Annotated in this window: 29 protein-coding genes; all 29 read right to left on the minus strand. The window is 69.3% G+C overall.

The window, feature by feature from the left end; genetic code table 11:
- Positions 1-142: 142 nt before the first annotated feature.
- The 29 genes from rpsD to rpsJ all read right to left on the minus strand — a co-directional run bounded on the left by rpsD (position 143) and on the right by rpsJ (position 15,489).
- The gene (rpsD, locus tag ACI8AP_RS16445) at positions 143-769 is read right to left on the minus strand and encodes a 30S ribosomal protein S4 (RefSeq protein WP_456590441.1); all 627 of its coding nucleotides are present in this window, start codon (positions 767-769) and stop codon (positions 143-145) included.
- Positions 770-802: 33 nt separating this feature from the next.
- The gene (rpsK, locus tag ACI8AP_RS16450; RefSeq protein ID WP_091319594.1) at positions 803-1,210 is read right to left on the minus strand and encodes a 30S ribosomal protein S11; all 408 of its coding nucleotides are present in this window, start codon (positions 1,208-1,210) and stop codon (positions 803-805) included.
- Between the two features lie 99 nt (positions 1,211-1,309).
- Positions 1,310-1,690, minus strand: coding sequence for a 30S ribosomal protein S13 (gene rpsM, locus ACI8AP_RS16455; RefSeq protein WP_456590442.1), 381 nt, complete (start codon positions 1,688-1,690; stop codon positions 1,310-1,312).
- A 14-nt stretch (positions 1,691-1,704) separates the two neighbouring features.
- A complete protein-coding gene (gene rpmJ / locus ACI8AP_RS16460) occupies positions 1,705-1,818 on the minus strand; it encodes a 50S ribosomal protein L36 (protein ID WP_012950458.1) in 114 nt (37 codons plus the stop codon).
- A 67-nt stretch (positions 1,819-1,885) separates the two neighbouring features.
- Entirely contained in the window at positions 1,886-2,107 is a 222-nt protein-coding gene (infA, locus tag ACI8AP_RS16465) for a translation initiation factor IF-1 (RefSeq protein ID WP_012950459.1), read from the minus strand.
- Between the two features lie 294 nt (positions 2,108-2,401).
- Positions 2,402-3,259: a type I methionyl aminopeptidase gene (gene map, locus ACI8AP_RS16470; protein ID WP_456590443.1), complete on the minus strand. Its 858-nt coding sequence runs from the start codon at positions 3,257-3,259 to the stop codon at positions 2,402-2,404.
- A 40-nt stretch (positions 3,260-3,299) separates the two neighbouring features.
- Positions 3,300-3,908 (minus strand): adenylate kinase, encoded by a 609-nt coding sequence (locus ACI8AP_RS16475; RefSeq protein ID WP_456590444.1) that lies wholly within the window; start codon positions 3,906-3,908, stop codon positions 3,300-3,302.
- Positions 3,908-5,218: a preprotein translocase subunit SecY gene (gene secY, locus ACI8AP_RS16480; RefSeq protein WP_456590445.1), complete on the minus strand. Its 1,311-nt coding sequence runs from the start codon at positions 5,216-5,218 to the stop codon at positions 3,908-3,910. The genes ACI8AP_RS16475 and secY overlap by 1 nt, the downstream gene beginning before the upstream one ends.
- Positions 5,219-5,337: 119 nt before the next feature.
- Entirely contained in the window at positions 5,338-5,781 is a 444-nt protein-coding gene (gene rplO, locus ACI8AP_RS16485; RefSeq protein ID WP_456590446.1) for a 50S ribosomal protein L15, read from the minus strand.
- A 13-nt stretch (positions 5,782-5,794) separates the two neighbouring features.
- The gene (gene rpmD / locus ACI8AP_RS16490; RefSeq protein WP_284491275.1) at positions 5,795-5,974 is read right to left on the minus strand and encodes a 50S ribosomal protein L30; all 180 of its coding nucleotides are present in this window, start codon (positions 5,972-5,974) and stop codon (positions 5,795-5,797) included.
- Position 5,975: 1 nt separating this feature from the next.
- Positions 5,976-6,590 (minus strand): 30S ribosomal protein S5, encoded by a 615-nt coding sequence (gene rpsE, locus ACI8AP_RS16495; RefSeq protein WP_026857030.1) that lies wholly within the window; start codon positions 6,588-6,590, stop codon positions 5,976-5,978.
- A 49-nt stretch (positions 6,591-6,639) separates the two neighbouring features.
- Positions 6,640-7,062, minus strand: coding sequence for a 50S ribosomal protein L18 (gene rplR, locus ACI8AP_RS16500; RefSeq protein WP_456590447.1), 423 nt, complete (start codon positions 7,060-7,062; stop codon positions 6,640-6,642).
- Entirely contained in the window at positions 7,062-7,601 is a 540-nt protein-coding gene (gene rplF / locus ACI8AP_RS16505; protein WP_456590448.1) for a 50S ribosomal protein L6, read from the minus strand. The genes rplR and rplF overlap by 1 nt, the downstream gene beginning before the upstream one ends.
- Positions 7,602-7,615: 14 nt before the next feature.
- Positions 7,616-8,026 (minus strand): 30S ribosomal protein S8, encoded by a 411-nt coding sequence (gene rpsH / locus ACI8AP_RS16510; protein WP_456590449.1) that lies wholly within the window; start codon positions 8,024-8,026, stop codon positions 7,616-7,618.
- 165 nt (positions 8,027-8,191) lie between these two features.
- On the minus strand, positions 8,192-8,377 hold the full coding sequence (locus tag ACI8AP_RS16515; RefSeq protein ID WP_091929101.1) for a type Z 30S ribosomal protein S14: 186 nt from the start codon (positions 8,375-8,377) through the stop codon (positions 8,192-8,194).
- Between the two features lie 19 nt (positions 8,378-8,396).
- Entirely contained in the window at positions 8,397-8,981 is a 585-nt protein-coding gene (gene rplE, locus ACI8AP_RS16520; RefSeq protein WP_456590450.1) for a 50S ribosomal protein L5, read from the minus strand.
- A 5-nt stretch (positions 8,982-8,986) separates the two neighbouring features.
- Positions 8,987-9,322, minus strand: coding sequence for a 50S ribosomal protein L24 (rplX, locus tag ACI8AP_RS16525; protein WP_456590451.1), 336 nt, complete (start codon positions 9,320-9,322; stop codon positions 8,987-8,989).
- 2 nt (positions 9,323-9,324) lie between these two features.
- Entirely contained in the window at positions 9,325-9,693 is a 369-nt protein-coding gene (gene rplN / locus ACI8AP_RS16530) for a 50S ribosomal protein L14 (protein ID WP_305998210.1), read from the minus strand.
- A 215-nt stretch (positions 9,694-9,908) separates the two neighbouring features.
- Complete coding sequence (rpsQ, locus tag ACI8AP_RS16535) at positions 9,909-10,199, minus strand: 30S ribosomal protein S17 (RefSeq protein ID WP_456590452.1); 291 nt, start codon at positions 10,197-10,199, stop codon at positions 9,909-9,911.
- Positions 10,196-10,429 carry a 50S ribosomal protein L29 gene (gene rpmC / locus ACI8AP_RS16540; RefSeq protein ID WP_097194642.1) on the minus strand — a complete coding sequence of 78 codons (234 nt, stop codon included), beginning with the start codon at positions 10,427-10,429 and terminating at the stop codon, positions 10,196-10,198. The genes rpsQ and rpmC overlap by 4 nt, the downstream gene beginning before the upstream one ends.
- Positions 10,429-10,845 carry a 50S ribosomal protein L16 gene (gene rplP / locus ACI8AP_RS16545; protein ID WP_014377986.1) on the minus strand — a complete coding sequence of 139 codons (417 nt, stop codon included), beginning with the start codon at positions 10,843-10,845 and terminating at the stop codon, positions 10,429-10,431. Before rplP ends, rpmC begins: the two co-directional genes overlap by 1 nt.
- Positions 10,846-10,848: 3 nt before the next feature.
- Positions 10,849-11,760 (minus strand): 30S ribosomal protein S3, encoded by a 912-nt coding sequence (rpsC, locus tag ACI8AP_RS16550; RefSeq protein WP_456590453.1) that lies wholly within the window; start codon positions 11,758-11,760, stop codon positions 10,849-10,851.
- Entirely contained in the window at positions 11,760-12,227 is a 468-nt protein-coding gene (gene rplV, locus ACI8AP_RS16555) for a 50S ribosomal protein L22 (protein WP_091929107.1), read from the minus strand. The genes rpsC and rplV overlap by 1 nt, the downstream gene beginning before the upstream one ends.
- Positions 12,228-12,247: 20 nt before the next feature.
- A complete protein-coding gene (gene rpsS, locus ACI8AP_RS16560) occupies positions 12,248-12,529 on the minus strand; it encodes a 30S ribosomal protein S19 (RefSeq protein ID WP_236825796.1) in 282 nt (93 codons plus the stop codon).
- A 23-nt stretch (positions 12,530-12,552) separates the two neighbouring features.
- Entirely contained in the window at positions 12,553-13,386 is an 834-nt protein-coding gene (gene rplB, locus ACI8AP_RS16565; protein WP_456590454.1) for a 50S ribosomal protein L2, read from the minus strand.
- Between the two features lie 44 nt (positions 13,387-13,430).
- Complete coding sequence (rplW, locus tag ACI8AP_RS16570) at positions 13,431-13,733, minus strand: 50S ribosomal protein L23 (protein ID WP_347058012.1); 303 nt, start codon at positions 13,731-13,733, stop codon at positions 13,431-13,433.
- Positions 13,730-14,506, minus strand: a complete 777-nt coding sequence (gene rplD / locus ACI8AP_RS16575; protein WP_456590455.1) for a 50S ribosomal protein L4 — start codon at positions 14,504-14,506, stop codon at positions 13,730-13,732. Before rplD ends, rplW begins: the two co-directional genes overlap by 4 nt.
- Positions 14,503-15,168 (minus strand): 50S ribosomal protein L3, encoded by a 666-nt coding sequence (rplC, locus tag ACI8AP_RS16580; protein WP_456590456.1) that lies wholly within the window; start codon positions 15,166-15,168, stop codon positions 14,503-14,505. Before rplC ends, rplD begins: the two co-directional genes overlap by 4 nt.
- Positions 15,169-15,183: 15 nt before the next feature.
- Positions 15,184-15,489: a 30S ribosomal protein S10 gene (gene rpsJ / locus ACI8AP_RS16585; protein WP_014377994.1), complete on the minus strand. Its 306-nt coding sequence runs from the start codon at positions 15,487-15,489 to the stop codon at positions 15,184-15,186.
- Positions 15,490-15,712 lie beyond the last annotated feature (223 nt).

The following is a 15,712-nucleotide window of genomic DNA, read 5'->3' on the forward strand; positions in this document are numbered from 1 at the left end:
GCACCCGCCATATGACGCCGTGAGGGGGTGGTGCTGGCCCCGGCGGACATCTGTCCGTCCGCCGGGACCGGTGGTGCTGGAACGGCCCTGTCGCAGGGGCCCGCCGCGCGCGGAGCGTGTGGCGGGGTGCGACAGGGTCCTTCTACTTCGAGTACAGCTCGACGATCAGCTGCTCCTGGACCGGGGTGTCGATCACCTGACGGGCCGGGATGCCGTGGACGAGCACGCGGAGCTGGGTGCTGATGACCTCGAGCCACGGCGGCACGGGGCGCTCGCCCGCGCGGGCCTGGGCCACCTCGAACGGCATCATCGTGCGCGACTTCTCGGCGACCTCGATGATGTCGTTCTCGCTGACCCGGTACGACGGGATGTCGACCTTGCGGCCGTTCACCCGGATGTGGCCGTGGCGCACCAGCTGGCGGGCCATGTCGCGGGACTCGGCGAAGCCGGCCCGGTAGACCACGTTGTCCAGCCGCGACTCGAGGATCTGCAGCAGGACCTCACCGGTCTTGCCCGTCTTGCGGTTGGCCTCTTCGTAGTAGCCGCGGAACTGCTTCTCCAGCACACCGTAGATACGGCGGGCCTTCTGCTTCTCGCGCAGCTGCAGCAGGTACTCGCTGTCCTTGCTGCGGCCCCGGCCGTGCTCGCCCGGCGGGTACGGCCGGATCTCGATCGGGCACTTCGGGGACTCGCACTTGCTGCCCTTGAGGAACAGCTTCATCTTCTCGCGCCGGCACATGCGGCAGTCGGCTCCGGTGTAACGGGCCACGTCTATCTACCTCTTCGTCTCGTCAGTGGCCGGTCAGACCCGGCGGCGCTTCTTGGGGCGGCAGCCGTTGTGCGGCTGCGGGGTGACGTCCTGGATCTGCCCCACCTCGAGGCCGGTGGCCTGGAGCGAGCGGATCGCGGTCTCCCGGCCGGAGCCGGGACCCTTCACGAAGACGTCCACCTTGCGCATGCCGTGCTCCTGCGCCTTGCGGGCCGCGTTCTCGGCGGCCATCTGCGCGGCGAAGGGGGTCGACTTGCGGGAGCCCTTGAAGCCGACGTGGCCGGCGGAGGCCCAGCTGATCACGTTCCCGCTGGGATCGGTGATCGAGACGATCGTGTTGTTGAACGTGCTCTTGATGTGCGCAGCACCGTGAGCGACGTTCTTCTTCTCCTTGCGGCGGACCTTCTTGGCGCCGGCCGCGGCGCGAGCCCTGGGAGGCATGAGTCTGTCGAGTTCCTTCTCTTCGTGGCCTAGAGAGGCAGCACGCGTGCGCGCCGACGCTCCCCCCTCACGGGATCTGCGGCGACGCGCTCTCGCGGCTTACTTCTTGCCGGCCTTCTTCTTGCCGGCGATGGTCTTGCGCGGGCCCTTGCTCGAGCGCGCGTTGGTCTTGGTGCGCTGACCGTGCACCGGGAGGCCACGGCGGTGCCGCAGACCCTGGTAGCAACCGATCTCCACCTTGCGACGGATGTCGGCGGCCACCTCGCGGCGCAGGTCACCCTCGACGCGGAAGTGCTCGTCGATGTAGTCGCGGAGCTTCAGCAGGTCCTCGTCACTGAGGTCCTTGGCGCGCAGGTCGGGGTTCACACCCGTCGCGGCCAGGGTCTCCTTGGCGTGGTGCTTGCCGATGCCATAGATGTAGGTGAGCGCGATCTCCATCCGCTTCTCGCGGGGCAGGTCGACGCCAGCCAGTCGTGCCATGTTCAGGTACTCCCTCAGCCCTGGCGCTGCTTGTGCCGGGCGTTGTCGCAGATGACCATGACCCGGCCGTGCCGGCGGATCACCTTGCACTTGTCGCAGATCTTCTTCACCGACGGCTGGACCTTCACCGGTGCCGCCCCTCATTCCTCGAAATCGATGTGCCCGGACCGCGCACGCCGTGCGGGTCCGTGACGGTCACTTGTAGCGGTAGACGATGCGACCGCGCGTCAGGTCGTAGGGCGAGAGCTCCACGACCACGCGGTCCTCGGGCAGGATGCGGATGTAGTGCTGCCGCATCTTGCCGCTGATGTGGGCGAGCACCCGGTGCCCGTTCTGCAGCTCGACCCGGAACATCGCGTTGGGCAGCGGCTCGACGACGCGACCCTCGACCTCGATGGCCCCGTCCTTCTTCGCCATGCCCTACACGCACTCCTTGACTCGGTGGTACTGGTTCCTTCGCGCGGCCGCGCCGATGACCGGCTGGACGCGCTCGGGACTTTGCAGATCGGGTGGTGCCGGCGCTCTCGCAGAGGGCGCTCTGCGTCATGCGGCCACAGCACGACGACAGAACGGCGCTAGCGCCACAGAAGATCGTACCCCGATGTCCCACGCGTCACCAACCCGCCCCGGAGTGACAGTGGTGACGTGCTGAACGGCCCGATCAGGGGCTCACTCCCAGCGTGCGAGGGGTGAGGAGGTCGGGGTCCTTCTTCAGGTGCGGGGCGTGATCCCGAACGGCGCCAGACCCGCGACGCCGCCGTCCTCGGCGGTGAGCACCCACGGACCCTCGGGGGTGATGGCGACCGTGTGCTCGAAGTGTGCCGCGCGCGACCCGTCCTTCGTGACGACCGTCCAACCGTCCTCGAGCTCCACGGTGGCGGGGTCGCCGACGGTCACCATCGGCTCGATCGCCAGGGCGAGGCCGGGGACGAGCTTGGGGCCACGGCCCGGCCGCCCGTAGTTCAGCACGTGCGGGTCCTGGTGCATCTCCGTGCCGATGCCGTGCCCGCCGTAGTGGTCGACGATGCCGTACGGGTGGCTCTCGGCCCGGATGACCTGCTCGACCGCGGAGCTGATGTCGGTCAGCCGGCCGCCGGCGACGGCACGGGCCAGCCCCGCCCACATCGACCGCTCCGTCACGTCGAGCAGCGCCGCATCCTCGGCAGAGGGCTCCCCCACCGTCACCGTCACGGCGGAATCCCCGTGCCAGCCGTTCAGGATGGCCCCGCAGTCGATCGAGATGTTGTCGCCCGAGGCGAGCGCCCGGTCCTTGTGCGGGATGCCGTGCACGATCTCGTCGTTGATCGACGCGCAGATGCTGCCGGTGAAGCCGTGGTACCCCAGGAACGAGGGCACGGCACCCGCGCTGCGGATGTGGTCCTCGGCGATCGCGTCGAGCTCACCCGTGGTGACCCCCGGGCGGATGGCAGCGCGGACGGCCGCGATCGCTCCCGCGACGACGAGCCCCGCGCCCCGCATCAGCTCGATCTCGTGCGGCGTCTTTATCTGGATCATGCGTCCACTCCACTTCGCGACCAACGGAAGGCGGCCGAGGATGCCTGCCGTCATCTTCCGCGTCGCTCCTTCACCGCACCGGCCGGCCGGTGGCTCACGCCGGCTGACCGGCCTCGCCGTCATCGTCAGCGCCCAGCGCGCGCAGCGCCCGGGCGGTGACCTCCTCGACCGGACCGATCGCGTCGATGCGCGCGAGCAGCCCCTCGTCCTCGTAGAAGCCTGCCACCGGTGCGGTCTGTTCCCGGTACACGTGCAGCCGGTGCCGCACCGTCTCGGGCTTGTCGTCGTCGCGCTGGACCTCTTTACCGTCCACGATCATGCGCCGACCCGAGAGCCGCCGGACCAGCTCGTCCTCGTCGACCACGAGTTCCACGACGCGGTCGAGCTTCTGCCCCAGCTCGGTGAGGGACTCCCGCAGCTGCTCGGCCTGGGCGATGGTGCGCGGGAAGCCATCGAGCAGGAAGCCCGACTCCGCGTCGTCCTCGGCCAGCCGGTCCTTGACCATGGCGACGGTGATCTCGTCGGGCACGAGGTCGCCGGCGTCCATGTAGACCTTGGCCTTCTGGCCCAGCTCCGTCTTCCCGCTCACGTTGGCGCGGAAGATGTCGCCGGTCGAGATCGCGGGGACGCCGAGCTTGGCGGCGATGATCTGCGCCTGGGTGCCCTTGCCCGCTCCGGGGGGGCCCAGGAGGACGATGCGCACTACTTCAGGAACCCTTCGTAGTTGCGCTGATTCAGTTGCGTCTCGATCTGCTTCACCGTCTCCAACCCCACTCCGACCATGATCAGGACAGCGGTTCCACCGAACGGGAAGTTCTGGTTCTGCCCTTCCTGCGTGATCGACAGGAAGAGGTTCGGCAGGACTGCGACCAGACCCAGGTAGATCGACCCCGGAAGCGTGATCCGGGACAGGACGTACTGCAGGTACTCGGCGGTGGGCCGCCCCGGCCGGATGCCCGGGATGAAGCCGCCGTAGCGCTTCATGTCGTCGGCCCGTTCCTCCGGGTTGAACGTGATCGACACGTAGAAGTACGTGAAGAAGATGATCATCGCGAAGTAGATCGCGACGTGGACCGGGCTGCTCTGGTCGATCACGTAGTTCTCGAAGAACCGACGCACCGCTCCGGTCTCGTTGCCCTGGAGCTGGGTGATCAGCTGGGGCAGGTACAGCAGCGACGAGGCGAAGATGACCGGGATGACGCCGGCCTGGTTCACCTTCAGCGGCAGGTAGGTCGACGTGCCGCCGTACATCCGGCGGCCGACCATCCGCTTGGCGTACTGCACCGGGATGCGGCGCTGCGCCTGCTCGACGTAGACCACGGTGCCGATGATCACGACGGCGAAGGCACACACGACGGCGAAGACGATGCCGCCCCGCGTCTGCAGGATCGAGCCGCCCTCGGCCGGGATCCGCGCGGCGATCGAGGTGAAGATCAGCACGGACATGCCGTTGCCGATCCCCTTCTCGGTCAGCAGCTCGCCGAGCCACATGATCAGCGCGGTGCCGGCGGTCAGCGTGATCACCAGGATCACCGTCGTCCAGACCGACTCCGACGGGATGATCTCCTGGCTGCAGTTCGGGAACAGCTGCCCGCTGCGGGCGAGGGCGATGATGCCGGTGCTCTGCAGCACGGCCAGCGCGATGGTGAGGTAGCGGGTGTACTGGGTCAGCTTGGCCTGACCCGACTGCCCTTCCTTCTTCAGCTGCTCGAAGCGCGGGATCACCACCACCAGCAGCTGCACGATGATGCTCGCGGTGATGTAGGGCATGATCCCCAGCGCGAACACGCTCAACCGGAGCAGCGCGCCGCCGGAGAAGAGGTTCACCAGCGAGTAGAGGTCCCGCTGGTCGGAGGCCTGGGCCTGCTCCAGGCAGCTGTTGATCGCCTCCACCGAGACGCCCGGCCCCGGGACCGCCGCCCCCAGCCGGTAGACGGCGATGATCGCCAGGGAGAACAGCAGCTTGCGCCGGAGATCTGGCGTCCGGAACGCCGCGGCGAACGCCTGCAGCACGTGCCCTCCCCTGTTCGGTCGAGTGAGGTTAGCAAGAGAAGGACCCCGTCCCCCTCACCGCTCGCGAGCTCGCGGTGAGCCTCCGGACGGGGCCGAGGGAGGGGAAGGGGTCCTTCTACTCAGAGAACGGTGGTGCTGCCGCCGGCCGCGGCGATCTTCTCGGCAGCCGAGGCGGAGAAGGCGTTCGCGTGCACGTCGACCTTGATCCCGCCGAGGTCACCGGTGCCCAGCACCTTGACCGGCTGGCCGCGGCGCACCGCGCCGGCCTCGGCCAGCGTGTCCGGGTTGACCGCGCCCCCCTGCGGGAACAGCGCCGCGATCCGGTCGAGGTTGACGACCTGGAAGACGACCTTGTTGTTGTTCTTGAAGCCCGAGAGCTTGGGCAGCCGCATGTTCAGCGGGGTCTGCCCACCCTCGAACCGCGCGGAGACGGTGCCCCGCGCGCCGGTGCCCTTGGTACCGCGCCCGGCCGTCTTGCCCTTGGAACCCTCACCACGACCCACGCGGGTCTTCTTGGTGTGGGCGCCGGGGGCCGGACGCAGGTGGTGGACCTTCAGTGTCATAGCGAGTCTTTCCTCAGACCTCTTCGACGCGCACGAGGTGCGGCACCGTCGCGACCATCCCGCGGATCTCGGGACGGTCCTCCTGGACGACCGAGTCGTTGATCTTCTTCAGGCCCAGCGAGCGCAGCGTCTGGCGCTGGTTGGGCTTGGTGCCGATCGCGGACTTGACCTGGGTGACCTTCAGCTGCGCCATCTCAGACCCCCTGACCCGCACGCGCACGCAGCATGGCGGCCGGGGCGACGTCCTCGAGGGGCAGACCACGGCGGGCCGCGATCTCCTCGGGGCGGACGAGGTCCTTCAGCGCCTGCATGGTGGCGTGCACGATGTTGATCGGGTTCGACGAACCGAGGCTCTTCGAGAGCACGTCGTGGATACCGGCGCACTCCAGCACGGCGCGCACCGGGCCACCGGCGATGACACCGGTACCGGGGCTCGCCGGCTTGAGGAGCACGACGCCCGCCGCCGCCTCACCCTGCACGGGGTGCGGGATGGTGCTGGCGATGCGCGGCACCTTGTAGAAGTGCTTCTTCGCCTCCTCGACGCCCTTGGCGATCGCCGCGGGCACCTCCTTGGCCTTGCCGTAGCCGACGCCCACGGTGCCGTCACCGTCGCCCACGATCACCAGAGCGGTGAAGCTGAAGCGCCGACCACCCTTGACGACCTTGGACACGCGGTTGATCGCCACCACGCGCTCGATGTAGTTGCTCTTCTCGGCGGGAGCGCCTCCGGGGCCCCGCCCGCCGTCACGACGGTCGCGGCGGTCGTTGCCGCCGCCGGCGCCGCCGCCGCGTCGCTGTGGTCCTGGCATCAGACGTCCCTCTCGATCTGCTCGCTCGTGCTGGTGCGGTGGCTGGTCATCAGAAGTCCAGCCCACCCTCGCGGGCACCGTCGGCCAGCGCGGCGATGCGCCCGGCGTAGCGGTTGCCCCCGCGGTCGAAGACGACCGCCGTGATGCCGGCGGCCTTCGCGCGCTCGGCCACCAGGGCACCCACCTGGCGGGCCAGGGCGGACTTGTCGCCCTCGGCGCCACGCAGACTGGCGTCCATGGTCGACGCGCTCACCACGGTGCGGCCGACGGTGTCGTCGACCACCTGCACGTGGATGTGGCGCGAGCTGCGCTTGACCACCAGGCGCGGGCGCTCCGGCGTGCCGGCGACCCGCTTGCGCAGCCGGTTGTGCCGACGCAGGCGCGAGACGCGCCGCGCGGTGCTGATGTCGGTGCCGACGGGCTTGCGGCCGCCGGCGGTCTTCCCGTTCGTGGGAGCAGTTGCCTGAGCCATCACTTACCCGTCTTCCCGACCTTGCGCTTGACGACCTCGCCCTGGTACCGCACGCCCTTGCCCTTGTACGGGTCGGGCTTGCGGATCTTGCGGATCTTGGCCGCCACCTCACCGACCAGCTGCTTGTCGATCCCGCTGACCCGCAGGCGGGTCGGGGACTCGACCGCGAAGGTGATGCCCTCCGGGGCCTTCACCGGCACGGGGTGGCTGAAGCCCAGGGCGAACTCGAGGTCCGAGCCGCGCGCCTGGACGCGGTAACCGACACCGACGATCTCGAGGGTCTTGGTGTACCCCTCGGTGACGCCGGTGATCATGTTGGCGATCAGAGTCCGCGAGAGCCCGTGCAGGGCGCGGCTCTGCCGCTCGTCGTTGGGGCGCTGCACCCGCAGCGTGCCGTCCTCGTCGCGCTCGACGGTGATCGGCGCGGCGACCGTGTGGCTGAGCGTGCCCTTGGGTCCCTTCACGCTGACCGTCTGACCGTCGATGGCGACGTCGACACCACCGGGCACGGCGATCGGGAGTCGTCCGATCCGTGACATTGTCGTTCGCTCCCTTACCAGACGTAGGCGAGGACTTCCCCACCCACGCCCTTCTTGTTCGCCTGCTTGTCGGTCAGCAGCCCGGTCGAGGTCGAGATGATCGCGACGCCGAGGCCGCCGAGGACCTTGGGCAGCGCCGTCGACTTCGCGTACACCCGCAGACCGGGCTTGGAGACCCGCCGGACGCCGGCGATGCTCCGCTCGCGGTTCGGGCCGTACTTGAGGTCGACCACCAGCTGCTTGAACGGCTTGCCGTCGGCGTCGGTCTCGTCCACGCGCCACCCCGCGATGTAGCCCTCCTGCTGGAGGATCTCGGCGATGTGCGTCTTGAGCTTCGACGACGGCATGACCGCGGAGTCGTGGTACGCCTGGTTGGCGTTGCGCAGACGCGTCAGCATGTCTGCGATCGGGTCGGTCATGGTCATGACGTAGTGGTGCCTCTCTCGCCGCGGTTCCTCGTGCGCCGGGTCATCGGGGACTTGGCGCGGGGCCTTTCGGCGATCAGTGGTGCGTTGGTGAGGGGATGGAGCGGCCCGGCCCCGTCCCGGGTCCCACCCTGAGCTTGCGAAGGGTGGGGAGGACGGGGTGTTTTACCAGGAACTCTTGCGAACGCCCGGGAGCTCCCCGGCGTGGGCCATCTCCCGCAGGCAGATCCGGCACAGGCCGAACTTGCGGAACACCGAGTGCGGGCGACCGCACCGCTGGCAGCGGGTGTAGCCACGCACCTTGAACTTCGGGGTGCGGGCCGCCTTGTTGATCAGCGCCTTCTTGGCCATCTCTTCTCTCCTGCCCGGCTCAGCGGACGGTCGTGACGACGGGCTGGCCGGCGAAGGGGAAGCCGAGCTGGCGGAGCAGCTCGCGACCCTCCTCGTCGGTGGTCGCGGTGGTGACCAGCGTGATGTCCATGCCGCGGGGACGGTCGATCTTGTCGACGTCGATCTCGCGGAACATCGACTGCTCGTTCAGCCCGAACGTGTAGTTGCCGTGGCCGTCGAACTGCTTGGGGTTCAGGCCGCGGAAGTCGCGGATGCGGGGCAGCGCCAGCGACAGCAGGCGGTCCAGGAACTCCCACATGCGGTCGCCGCGGAGGGTGACCTTCGCGCCGATGGGCATGCCCTCGCGCAGCTTGAACTGCGCGATGGACTTGCGGGCCCGGACGACGGCCGGCTTCTGGCCGGTGATGGCGGTGAGGTCGCGGACCGCGCCGTCCATCAGCTTGGCGTCGCGGGTGGCCTCGCCGACGCCCATGTTGACGACGATCTTCGTCAGGCGCGGGATCTGCATGACGTTCTCGTAGCCGAACTCCGACTGGAGGGCCGGCGTGATCGTCTCGCGGTAGTGGGCGAGCATGCGGGGCAGCTCACGGGTGGGTGCGCTCATGAGGTTCAGAGGTCCTTACCGGTGCGCCGCGAGACCCGGATGCTGCGGCCTTCCTCGTCCTTGCGGTAGCCGACCCGGGTCGGCTTCTCCTCGGAGTCGACCACCATCACGTTGCTCACGTGGATGGGCGCCTCCTGCGTGACGATCCCGCCCTGCTGGGCGCCGCGCTGGGTCGAGCTGATGCGGGTGTGCTTCCGCACGCGACCGACGCCCTCGACCAGGACCCGCTGGAGCTTGGGGTAGGCGGCGATGACGCGGCCCTTGGCTCCCTTGTCCTTGCCGGCCAGCACGAGGACGGTGTCGCCCTTCTTGACCTTCATCGACGGGGTCTTGTCCGCCATGATCACAGCACCTCCGGGGCGAGCGAGATGATCCGCATGAAGCGCTTGTCGCGGAGCTCCCGGCCGACGGGCCCGAAGATGCGCGTCCCGCGCGGGTCGCCGCTGTCGCGGATGATGACCGCGGCGTTCTCGTCGAAGCGGATGTAGGAGCCGTCCGGACGACGGCGCTCCTTCACGGTGCGGACGACGACGGCCTTGACGACGTCACCCTTCTTGACGCCTGCACCGGGCAGCGCGTCCTTCACGGTGCCGACGATGATGTCGCCGATGCCCGCGTAGCGTCGCCCGGAGCCGCCGAGCACCCGGATGCAGAGGATCTCCTTCGCACCGGTGTTGTCGGCGACGCGCAGCCGCGACTCCTGCTGGATCACGTCCTACTCCCAAATACTTGTGGTGACAGCCGGGCCGGAACGGTGAACCGGCTGTCCGGCACTCGCGTGCGGACGCACCGGCGGCAGTTGCCGCCGGTGCGTCCGAAGCACGGGTACCGGGATGTGACGCGCGACCCCCTCGAGCCACGAGGTGCGCGCCAGTCGTTCAGCGTACTCCTACCTGGGGCGACCCTGCCGGGCCGCCTCCTGCAGGACTACTTGGCCTTCTCGATGACCTCGACCAGCCGCCACCGCTTGGTGGCCGACGTCGGCCGGGTCTCCATGATCTGCACGCGGTCACCGACACCGGCGACGCCCTGCTCGTCGTGCGCCTTCAGCTTGCTCGTCCGGCGGATGACCTTGCCGTACAGGCCGTGCTTCACGCGGTCCTCGACCTCGACGACGATGGTCTTCTCCATCTTGTCGCTGACGACGAGGCCCTCGCGGACCTTGCGGTAGCCACGGCCGGCCAGGCCGGGGCCGGACGACTCCTGGGTCTCGCTCATGCCACACCCTCGTTCGGGGCGACCGAGAGACCCAGCTCGCGCTCGCGCATGATCGTGTAGATCCGGGCGATGTCGCGGCGGACGGTCTGCAGTCGCCGATTGTTGTCCAGCTGGCCGGTGGCCACCTGGAACCGCAGGTTGAACAGTTCTTCCTTCGACTCGCGCAGCCGCGAGGCGAGCTCGTCAGCAGAGAGCTCGCGCAGCTCGGGAGCGGTCAGACCGGCGGCCATCACACTTCTCCTTCACGCGTGATGAAGCGGCACTTCATCGGCAGCTTGTGGATCGCACGACGCATGGCCTCGCGGGCCACGGGCTCGGCGACCCCGGACAGCTCGAACAGCACGCGACCGGGCTTGACGTTGGCCACCCACCACTCGGGCGAACCCTTACCGGAACCCATGCGGGTCTCGGCGGGCTTCTTCGTCAGCGGACGGTCGGGGTAGATCGAGATCCACACCTTCCCGCCACGACGGATGTGCCGGGTCATCGCGATACGCGCCGACTCGATCTGCCGGTTGGTGACGTAGGCCGGCTCCAGGGCCTGGATGGCGTACTCACCGAAGTTGATCTCGGTGCCGCCCTTGGCCCGGCCGGAGCGGCTCGGGTGGTGCTGCTTGCGGTGCTTGACGCGCCGTGGGATGAGCATGGCTCAGCTCTCCGTGTTCTCGGTGGCCGTCTCGGCGGCTGCCGTGCCCTGCGGGCCGGCTGCCTCGGCGACGGTCTGCTCGGGAGCGACCTCACCGGAGGTCTGCGCGACCACGGCGTCGGTGGTCTCGGCCACCGGCCCCGTCGTGGACTCGGCGGCGGCGCGGCCGGCCTCGGTGCCACCAGCGGTGGTGCCCGAGGAACCCGAGCGGCGCTGGGGCCGCTGCGCGCGCTCACGTCGCTGCTGACGCTGGGCGAGTGCCTCGAGGGCCTCCCGCTCGGCGCGCGAGCCGCTGACGTCGCCCTTGTAGATCCAGACCTTGACGCCGATGCGACCGAAGGTCGTACGGGCCTCGTAGATGCCGTAGTCGATGTTCGCCCGGAGGGTGTGCAGGGGCACCCGGCCCTCGCGGTAGAACTCCGAGCGGCTCATCTCGGTGCCGCCGAGGCGACCCGAGCACTGCACCCGGATGCCCTTGACCTGCGGGCTGCGCTGGGCGGACTGCATCGCCTTGCGCATGGCGCGACGGAAGCTCACCCGGCTGGAGAGCTGCTCGGCGACGCCCTGGGCGACCAGCTGCGCGTCGGACTCGGGGTTCTTGACCTCGAGGATGTTCAGCTGCACCTGCTTGCCGGTCAGCTTCTCCAGCTCGCCGCGGATGCGGTCCGCCTCGGCGCCGCGGCGCCCGATGACGATGCCCGGACGGGCGGTGTGGATGTCGACGCGGACCCGGTCACGGGTGCGCTCGATCTCCACCTTGGAGATGCCGGCCCGCTCCATGCCCTTGGACATGAGCTTGCGGATCGCGACGTCTTCCTTGACGTAGTCCTTGTACAGCTTGTCCGCGTACCACCGGGACTTGTAGTCGGTGGTGATCCCGAGCCGGAACCCGTGCGGGTTGACCTTCTGACCCACTATCGGGTCCCTCCCCTCGTGTTGCTGGTGGACTGCTGGGTGGCCGGGCCGGACTGGCCGGTGTCCCGGCGCGCCTTGCGCGACTTCTGCGCGAGGACGGCGCTGCTGGCGACCTCGCTCACCTCGATGGTGATGTGGCTGGTCCGCTTGTTGATGCGGAACGCCCGGCCCTGCGCACGCGGACGGATCCGCTTGAGCGTCGGCCCCTCGTCGACGTACGCCGCGCTGACCACGAGTGCAGCCGGGTCCAGCTGCAGGTTGTGCTCGGCGTTGGCCACCGCGCTGGCGACCACCTTGGCGACCGGCTCGCTCGCCGACTGCGGGGCGAAGCGCAGCAGCGCCAGGGCCTCGTCGGTCGGCAGGTAGCGGATCAGGTCCACCACGCGGCGGGCCTTCATGGGGGTCACGCGGACGAACCGGGCCGTAGCCCGGGCGACCGGCGCCTCCTGTCCCAACTGGGAAGTCATCTGAATCTCTCTCTACCTGGTCAGCCCCGCCGCGAGCGGCGGTCGTCCTTGACGTGCCCGCGGAAGGTGCGCGTGGGCGCGAACTCCCCGAGCTTGTGCCCGACCATCGCCTCGGTCACGAACACCGGGACGTGCTTGCGGCCGTCGTGCACCGCGAGGGTGTGGCCGAGCATGTCCGGGATGATCGTCGAACGGCGTGACCAGGTACGGATCACGTTCTTGGTGCCCTTGGCGTTCTGGGCGTCCACCTTGGCGAGCAGGTGGTCGTCGACGAACGGGCCCTTCTTCAGGCTGCGTGGCATATCTGTCGGACTCCTCTACCCGCTCAGCGCTTCTTGTTGGTGCGCCGGCGGCGCACGATCAGGGCGTCACTTGCCTTCCGCTTGCGCGTCCGGCCCTCCGGCTTGCCCTTCGGGTTCACCGGGTGGCGACCACCGGAGGTCTTGCCCTCACCGCCACCGTGCGGGTGGTCGACCGGGTTCATCGCCACACCGCGGACGGTCGGGCGCTTGCCCTTCCACCGCATACGGCCGGCCTTGCCCCAGTTGATGTTCGACTGCTCGGCGTTGCCCACCTCGCCGACGGTCGCGCGGCAGCGCACGTCGACGTTGCGGATCTCCCCCGACGGCATGCGCAGCTGCGCGAAGCGACCCTCGCGGGCGACCAGCTGGACGCTGGTCCCCGCGGAACGGGCGATCTTCGCGCCGCCACCGGGACGGAGCTCGATGGCGTGAACCACGGTGCCGACCGGGATGTTCCGCAGCGGCAGGTTGTTGCCCGGCTTGATGTCGGCCGTGGGGCCGCACTCCACCGTGTCGCCCTGCTTCAGCCGCGCCGGCGCGATGATGTAGCGCTTCTCGCCATCGGCGAAGTGCAGGAGCGCGATCCGGGAGGTGCGGTTCGGGTCGTACTCGATGTGCGCGACCTTGGCCGGCACGCCGTCCTTGTCGGCACGACGGAAGTCGATCACCCGGTAGGCGCGCTTGTGGCCGCCACCCTGGTGGCGAGCGGTGACCTTCCCGTGCACGTTGCGCCCGCCACGACCGTGCAGCGGTCGGACCAGCGACTTCTCGGGGTGGTCTCGCGTGACCTCGGCGAAGTCGGCGACGCTGGAGCCGCGGCGGCCCGGCGTCGTCGGCTTGTACTTGCGGATAGCCATTGCTGACTCAGTCCTCTATCTCTGGTCCGAAACGGTCACGGCGCTCAGGCGCCGGGACCACCGAAGATCTCGATGCGGTCGCCGGCAGCCACGGAGACGATGGCGCGCTTGGTGTCCTTGCGCTTGCCCATCTGGGTACCCCGGCTGCGCTTGCGCTTGCCCTGGCGGTTGATCGTGTTCACGCCGAGGACCTTCACCTTGAAGATCTGCTCAACCGCGATCTTGATCTGCGTCTTGTTGGCGTCCGGCCGCACGATGAACGTGTACTGGTTGCCATCCAGCAGGCCGTAGCTCTTCTCGGAGATGACCGGGGCGAGCAGGACGTCCCGGGGGTCGCGGACGCTCATGCCTTCTCCTCGGTGGTCTCTTCGACGGTGCCCTCGCCGGCGGCGGGGGCGATGGACGGGATGCCACCGGGGATCTCGGAGGTGGCGAGGTCGGGCAGGTCGGCGCCGGAGCGCTTGCCCTTGGCCGGACCGGCGACGAACTCGGCCAGCGCCGCCTCGGTGAAGATGACCTCGTCGGAGACCAGCACGTCGTAGGTGTTGAGCTGGCCGGCCTCGATGAGGTGCACCTCGGGGACGTTGCGCAGGCTGACCCAGTTGAGGACGTCGTCGCGGTCGAGGACCACCAGGACCCGCTTGGCCTGGGTGACGGCGTTCAGCGTGGCCAGCGCGGCCTTCGTCTTGGGGGCGTCGCCGTCGACGAACGCGGAGACCACGTGCACCCGGCCCTCGCGGGCCCGGTCGGAGAGGGCACCGCGCAGGGCGGCGGCCTTCATCTTCTTCGGGGTCTTCTGCTCGTAGTTGCGCGGCTGCGGGCCGTGGACAATGCCACCACCGGTGAACTGCGGCGCGCGGATCGAGCCCTGGCGGGCACGCCCGGTGCCCTTCTGGCGGTACGGCTTCGCGCCACCGCCGGCGACCTGACCCCGCGACTTGGTGGCGTGGGTGCCCTGGCGGGCAGCCGCCAGCTGCGCGACGACGACCTGGTGCATCAGGGAGACGTTCGCACTGGCGTCGAAGAGCTCACCGGGCAGCGTCACGCTGCCGGAGGTCTCCCCCGCCGGGGTGCGGACGTCGACCTGGCGGTCGGTGCGCGTCTCGGTCGATGAGGTCACTTGTCGTCACTCCCCACGGGACCGCCCTTGACGGCCGAACGGACGAGCACGAGGCCGCCCTTCGGGCCGGGGATGGCGCCCTTGATCAGCAGCAGACCCCGCTCGGTGTCCACCTTGTGGACGACGAGCGACAGGGTCGTGGTCTTGACCGCACCCATGCGGCCGGCCATGCGCAGGCCCTTGAAGACCCGGCCCGGCGTCGACGCGCCACCGATGGAACCCGGCGACCGGTGCTTGCGCTGGGTGCCGTGCGAGGCGCCGAGGCCCTTGAACCCGTGGCGCTTCATGACACCGGCGGTGCCCTTGCCCTTGCTGGTGCCGATGACGTCGACCTTCGCGACGCCGTCGAACACGTCGGCGGTCAGCTCCTGGCCGACCGTGTAGTTCCCCGCGTCGGAGGTGCGCAGCTCCACCAGGTGGCGCCGCGGCGTCACGCCCGCCTTGGTGAAGTGCCCGCCCTCGGGCTTGTTCACCTTGCGCGGGTCGATCTCACCGAACCCGAGCTGGACGGCGGAGTAGCCGTCGACCTCGGGGGTGCGCACCTGGGTCACCACACACGGGCCCGTCTTGACGACGGTCACCGGCACGAGGCGGTTGTTCTCGTCGAAAACCTGGGTCATCCCCAGCTTCTCGCCGAGGAGACCACGGAATGTGCTCGCCATGTCTGCTGACTGCCCTTACTGAATGTTGACGTCGACCGAGGCCGGCAGGTCGATGCGCATGAGCGCGTCGACCGTCTTCGGCGTCGGGTCGAGGATGTCGATGAGCCGCTTGTGGGTCCGCATCTCGAAGTGCTCGAAGGAGTCCTTGTACTTGTGCGGAGACCGGATCACGGCGTACACGTTCTTCTCCGTCGGCAGCGGCACCGGGCCGACGACGCGCGCTCCGGTCTTCGTCACCGTCTCCACGATGCGCCGCGCCGAGGCATCGATCGCCTCGTGGTCGTAGGCCTTCAGCCGGATGCGGATCTTCTGTCCCGCCATCGCCTGTTCTCGCTCCTGCCGATCGGTTGTGAAAGATCAAGTGGGTCTGTTGACCCGGTGGGTCCAGGACCCGGGAGGGCTCGGGCGGCGTGCCGCCCCGAGCCCATGGCCGGGGGGGGGGGGGGGGGGGGGGGGGGGGGGGGGGCGGGGGGGGGGGGGGGGGGGGTGTTTTTGTGGGTGTGGGGGGGGGGCCGGGGGCCAGCGGGGCGCGGTCCCCCCTGCC

The sequence above is a fragment of the Blastococcus sp. SYSU DS1021 genome (assembly GCF_054050995.1).